This is a genomic window from Streptomyces sp. NPDC037301 (genome assembly GCF_055602785.1).
In genome coordinates this window covers 1-5,472 of record NZ_JBVJWD010000018.1, presented here as the reverse complement: position 1 = coordinate 5,472, position 5,472 = coordinate 1, and the positions used below count along the sequence as shown (strand labels likewise).

Genomic DNA, 5,472 nt, shown 5'->3' with positions numbered 1-5,472 from the left:
ACCCCCCCCCCCACCCCCCTCCCCAACCCCCCCCCCCCCCCCGGCTCGGCACCCCCCCCCCCCCCCCCCCCCCCCCCCCCCCCCCCCCCCCCCGCGCCGCAGCCCCCGGCCGGGGGCTGCCTCTGTCTCCGTCCCGGCTGCCCCCGGCCGGGGGCAGCGGCGCACCGAGCGCGACACCAGCCCGAGAGAAACGGTCGGCACGGGGCGGGGAAACCCTCTGTGGCTGGGGCGGTCGGCTCCACGGCTTTAGCCACCTCCCCAGTACGGGTCCCGCGTCGAGCAAGACCAGGGGGCCACTCGTTCAAATTCCGGGCAGGATCACAGCCTGCCCGAGTTGCCGGCCAGCGTACGGCCCCCTGATCGTGCTCTACCCCAAACCGGGCAGGACACCGGCAAACCCGCTCCACCGACCTCGCGAGTCCGAATTAATTACGCGACCTCGCCCAACCACGGTTCTTCTTCAACCGCTCTTCTGAGAGATTCCGCAGTCCTCAAAATATCCCTACACAAATCAGGAAGCGCTTCTTCTGTGTAGATCTTAATGATCGAGTGCGGTAGGGAGGAACCTGGAACTTTATTGCGCCAAACAATAGTCCCAGAAGTTACCCGTGTCAGGTCCGAATTCCCTGAGTCGTCTAGCGTGCACTTATACATGGGCGAGTCCACGACGATCACAGGGACCGCGATCTGGAGCGCCAGATTGCCTGGTGATCCGTACATGTTTGCCACGCCAAAGGCTGCCTTGGAAACACTTGTCATGGCGGAGTAAGCTACATCCTCTCTACTCTTGCCCAGGCTACTTCGAACAGCGGAATAGGCAGGATCCTTCTCTACGCTGAATAGCGGCAGTTCCCCCTGCGTCACCGGATTCTTGTCTAGTTGTCCCGCGAGACGATGCCAATATGAAGTTGCTTGGCCAGGGACGAATCTTTGCGCAATTTTCGCTGTGGATGCCAGCTGTCTCCCTCCCGAGAAAAGGATCCATGGTTTTCCAGGGGAGCTCTTGCATTCAACAATCGGACATAGATATGTTGAAACCTGACGGGAGTCGCTCTGCGAGGCGAGTAGACGGATCCTGCCGACTAGATCGATTTCGCGGTGAGTTTGAGATTCTCGATCCAAGTAATAGTCGGATGGCACTGCCGATATTTCATGACTCTTGAAGACTCTTGCCGTGCGCATTTCGAGCGGATAGCCCTGCTCGGAAAGCCATGCTCTGATTTTAGCGGCGAGGGGATCACCTTCGCGAGCTTCCTTTGATTTTTCCATGATCCTTTACCAATTAGGCTGACTTTATGACTTTCGAGCAATCGCTGTCCGAGCCGGGCACGCTGGTGCTCGAGTTAAGCAGTTTCAACCTCCATCTCTTCCACGGGGTCCCACCGGGCACCCTTAGCCCTATTGCAGGCTCTGTGTAGGAGCTGTCCGTTTTCTTCGACGGTCTCGCCGCCCTCCGCGAAAGGCTTCGTGTGGTCCACTTCGGCCTCCTCAAACCGCAATGGGTGATCGCACTCAGAGCACTTGCGGTCCTCGGCGGCAGTCCGATCCCAGATGTTCTGCTTCTGTTGCAGTGTAAAGAAGCGCTGCCGTCGGCCCGCAGGAGTATTGCTAAGCGCGAGACGGATGGCGGCGTCATACCTGGCAAACCTAAACTCTACGTTCGGCTTGCCTGTAGTGCCTCTCTGGATGGCGTCATTGAAGCGTTCGTTATAAACATGAAGCCGCTGAACCGCGTCAACTATTTCGCTCTTCCGCTCTCGAATGGCTCGATCAAATGAGCCGGCATCCTTGAATCCGTACCGGGAGTGATCGAGGAACGCCCAGACTTGAGTCTCCATGAGTGCTCGGTTCAATGTGCGAGCCCATTCACCAAAACTGTGATCTGGGGTTCGGTAGGGTCGGAACCTGAGATCGCCGAACGTCAGAATGACTCGGTCAAGGGCTTTTTCGATTAGCCGGCATCGGCGCTCGCGAATGTCCGGGTCCTCAGATTTGCCGACAATCATCTCATCGTTCAGGAACTGATTTAGGCGCTTGTTTGGGAAGTCCAGGTACCCGCGACGCTGATAGGCGAGCAACCGTGACAGGTACTCCACGTCCTTCATTCGTCGCCACTCTGCGTCAGAAACCTTCAGCTTTCCCTTAAGCCTTTCTGCGTGCTCCTTGATTTGCTGCAAATATTCGGTGTGATGTACGGCATTGCGAAGTTCTTGGTCTGATAGAACGGTACTCTTCTGATTCAAGCGCTTAAATAGCTCAAATTTATCCGCGCGCGCGTCTATGGGGATGGTGGCGGTTGAAAGCTTGAAATTCTTGAAACCTGCTTTCAGTCCCGGTTTCAAGTCTGCGAACTTTTTCCCGCGAAGCTCTTCCACGACAGAGTCATCAGGAATGGTTAGCGTGCCATCATAGAATTCCTTCAGTGATGTGAGCCTTTGTTGGCCATCAACTACCTCCCGAACAGGTACCGCCTCTCCATCCATGTCTCGCTCAGCATCGGCGAGGTAGATGAGGGGAAGCGGAAGGCCAAGAAATACTGACTCGATGAGGGCAGACTTCTTCTTCCTGTCCCAAAAGGCGCGGCGCTGATAAGGGGGCTGAAGTACTACCGATCCGTCCTTTACCGACGACAAGACCGAAAGAATCGTCTCAGTGACTGGTGTGACGATCTGCGGCTGCTGCCCGATCTTGATCATGCCGGCTGTGCCGATGTCTGCCACCTGATCGCTCGGGTCCTCAGCGATGCCTTCAAGTTCATCCAAATCCGCCATGTCGGCAACTTACCTCAGTGATCAGGCAGCGTGAGGCGTCTGTGCGAGACAACGCCGCTGTGGAGAAGTGGAGTTGGTGCCAGGTTGATGCTGCGCTATGCCTTCCCTGCTTGCCTCAAGAGGCTGCGATGCTGGTTGTCAGCTTGCGAGTTCGTTCCGGGGGAGTGGGACAACAGCCCTCAGTGACCGCCGTGCCGGTAGTTCGCATTGAGGGGCAGTCTGGTCATCCACAGCTGCCATCAACGACAGCGCATATCAGCGGCACCAGCAGCGCCGGAAGCCGTGGCGCGAGCAGGGATGACAGCTGTCCGGTCGAACTTACAAAGCGGGTGTCTCCCGAGCGCCGCCCCCTCAGATGCCCTGGACGAAGGCTGGCTGTCAGAGCCTGGTGGGAGGGTGCTGCCATGCAGGACGCACTCTTCGACTTGCCGGAGACGTCTCCGGAACACGCCGTGATCGCTCGCTTCCAGCTGGGCGGCGACGACCTCGGTGAACCTGGCCAGTGGTCGTTGGTCTTTGAAGCCGAGCGGTCGATGGGGGCCGCGGTCATGGTCGCTGGCGTTGGTGAGGTCGACGGCAATGAATTCGGCGGGGGAGAGGTTGTGATCTCCGCCTATGGCCCTGATGCCGAAGCTCTGTTCCGGGTGATGGAGCCTGGCTTGCGTGCGCTTCCGTTCCGGCCGGCACACGTCGTGCTGCGCTATGGGGAGCCTGCTGACGACGTTGTGAGCGAGAGGGTTGAGCTCTGAGTATGCGTGCCAGATACGTGCCAGATCGAGCGGTCAGCCACGGTCATTTGAGGAACACCACAGCGTCCGCAGCTCGTGACAACCGTCGCAGCGCACAGACAGGTTGAGCTGGGGTGATGACTCAGATGCCGCTACCAGGCTTACAAAGCAGCGATCCACCATCCCAAGCTCAGGTCCATCCGCGAGCCGGCTGTGGGACTGCACCTCTTTGGCTAACGAAGCCCCTCTTGGTGTAGGTGCTTGGCAGTTGCTGCGAGGAGGCGTCGAAGCTTCTCCCTGTTCTCGCCGTAGGTCTTAAGGGCATGGCAGTTCGGGCAGAGGGCGATCATGTTCCAGGGGACGTCGGGCCCGCCCATGGTCAGGTCCCGTACGTGGTCCACCTGCAGGATTGGTAGTCCCGCGGTGGTTCGCTCTTTGGGGTGTCCCCCGCACTTAGGGCTCTCGCAGTCGCCCTTGCTTCGCTTTATGACTGCCGCTCTTGCGCTGGGGTCCCGGACGAAGCGGTCGGCAAGTGTCGGCTTCTTCAGCTGGCCTCGTCGTTTGGCGTTCGCTTCCGCCCTCTGTGCCAGGCGCTTGTAGGCGTCCTTGTCGCTCTCTGTGGTGTCACGCGCCTTAGGGTCTACGTCACCAGGGCGGTAGTCGACGGTGTCGTCGTGCAACTCACCTGTGTCAGCCTCGAGCGCTGCCACAACGTCCGGAGGCCACGTCTCACGCTGCGGCGAGGGGACAGGGGCCAACACCCAGAGGAACTCACGGCGCGGCCGCTTGTCGGCTCCGATGCCCCACCGCAGTCGGCGTTGCACGATGACGGCCCAGGTTTCGAAGCTCCAGTCCTTCTGGAATGGCTTGTGCCAGTAGCGCAGAGGGTGGCCGGCAGTCTGATGCTCGGCCATGAGCTCGTTGCCGTCGGTGATCTTCTGGTCGCCTGAGAGCCCGTCTCCGACGTAGGCGATCCAATTTGTGTCCGGGATCCGGCCGTCGTCGTAGGGCCCCTTGTCGTCTGAGAAGGCGCTCAGGATCCCGTCTGCGAGACAGCCGATCCCTGCCATCTTTTGGCCACCGTAGACGCGCCAGATGGCGTCTCGGTCCTTGAACGGCTCACCGAGCACCGGACGCAGGGCATCTGCCCATCTGCCGGCGAGCAAGTTGTGTAGGCCCAAGTCTTCCAGCAGGCCGGAACGAATCGGGAAGAAGTAGCGCAGGAGCAGCCCTGCCGCGGCAGCGGCGGCAGCGGCAGGCTGCGACAGCAGCAGCGCGTAGTCATCCTCGCGGAGACCACCTGTCGGATCTACCCGGTTCAGGGACTCCAGGGTGGGACGTCTCCCCCGACTCGTGAGGGTGAGCTCCTGCCCGTGGTCCACAGTCCACAACTCGTCATGCATCAGTGCCCAGAACGGGTACCTGGTGGCGTCGACACCGTCCTCGGTCTGGGCGTACTTCTCCATCAGCGGCGCCACGGCGGCGCATGTCGCTGACCACGACTGCGTGCGGGGCGCCCCCGCCAAGGCCTGCCCGATTGCCCATAGGAGAAGCAGCGGGCGGTGCAGCGCCGGGCCTCCCGCACGTCGTGCCGGCCGGACGTCCCCAACCCGCCGTTGGAACGTCTTAGGTGGCTCCACAACCGTGAAGCCCTCCCTCCTCAGCCAAGCCACGGCACCCTTCAGACCACCACTTAGCTGGTAGTGCTTCAGTGCGCTTCCAGAGTCGTAGAGGTGCGCAACGCCAGCTATGGCCTTGGAGTCGTACTGCCGCCCCTCGTGCACAAGCAGGTAGGTGATAGCCGCGCGGTAACCGTAGGTCTCCCGAAACGCCTCCACCCCGAGGCGGTCATGCTCTGCAATCGCCTGCAGGATGCCCGGGTGTGTCAATTTAACGGCTGATCTTGGTTGTTGAGTTGGTCAGTGGTCGGTGGGAGTCAGGCGGCCCTCGAAGGCGACCTGGAAAGCGTTCAA

4 protein-coding genes are annotated in these 5,472 nt (G+C 60.5%); 1 reads left to right on the top strand and 3 read right to left on the bottom strand.

The window, feature by feature from the left end; translation table 11 throughout:
- Nucleotides 1-429 precede the first annotated feature (429 nt).
- The gene (locus ACZ7IB_RS26525) at nt 430-1,269 is read right to left on the bottom strand and encodes a hypothetical protein (protein WP_470916323.1); all 840 of its coding nucleotides are present in this window, start codon (nt 1,267-1,269) and stop codon (nt 430-432) included.
- Between the two features lie 74 nt (nt 1,270-1,343).
- On the bottom strand, nt 1,344-2,771 hold the full coding sequence (locus tag ACZ7IB_RS26520) for a GmrSD restriction endonuclease domain-containing protein (RefSeq protein ID WP_470916322.1): 1,428 nt from the start codon (nt 2,769-2,771) through the stop codon (nt 1,344-1,346).
- Between the two features lie 404 nt (nt 2,772-3,175).
- On the opposite strand from ACZ7IB_RS26520, the gene ACZ7IB_RS26515 reads away from it, so the two are divergent.
- On the top strand, nt 3,176-3,520 hold the full coding sequence (locus ACZ7IB_RS26515) for a hypothetical protein (RefSeq protein WP_470916320.1): 345 nt from the start codon (nt 3,176-3,178) through the stop codon (nt 3,518-3,520).
- 212 nt (nt 3,521-3,732) lie between these two features.
- Here ACZ7IB_RS26515 and ACZ7IB_RS26510 read toward each other — a convergent pair whose 3' ends face one another.
- Nucleotides 3,733-5,388, bottom strand: a complete 1,656-nt coding sequence (locus tag ACZ7IB_RS26510) for an SRA domain-containing endonuclease (RefSeq protein WP_470916318.1) — start codon at nt 5,386-5,388, stop codon at nt 3,733-3,735.
- Nucleotides 5,389-5,472 lie beyond the last annotated feature (84 nt).